The sequence below is a fragment of the Pseudomonas sp. SIMBA_067 genome (assembly GCF_046534675.1).
Taxonomy (GTDB): Bacteria; Pseudomonadota; Gammaproteobacteria; order Pseudomonadales; family Pseudomonadaceae; genus Aquipseudomonas; species Aquipseudomonas putida.
The window spans coordinates 1-348 of the sequence record NZ_JAWRYH010000147.1; the positions used below are offsets into that span (position 1 = coordinate 1).

General features: G+C 45.4%; 1 protein-coding gene. It reads right to left on the reverse strand.

From position 1 onward, the window contains the following. Positions 1-348, reverse strand: a 348-nt coding sequence (locus SB765_RS28455) for a rod shape-determining protein (RefSeq protein WP_410932334.1), incomplete at both ends; no start/stop codon positions are given.

Below are 348 nucleotides of genomic sequence, written 5' to 3' on the forward strand. Positions count from 1 at the left end.
AAAAACGTCACCACCGTGTACATCAATCATCTCAAGCGCTTTACCGCCGCCACGAGCAACACATGTAAGTGGATCATCAGCAACAACTACTGGAATGCCTGTTTCTTCCATGAGTAGGCGATCTAAATCTTTTAGTAATGCGCCACCGCCAGTTAACACCATGCCATGTGCTGAAATATCAGATGCCAGTTCAGGAGGTGATTGCTCAAGTGCAACCATGACAGCGCTTACAATACCCATTAGCGTCTCTTGTAATGCTTCTAAAATTTCATGCGAGTTAAGTGTGAACGAACGATGAACACCTTCTGCAAGGTTACGACCACGCACTTCTATTTCTACTGGATCGTC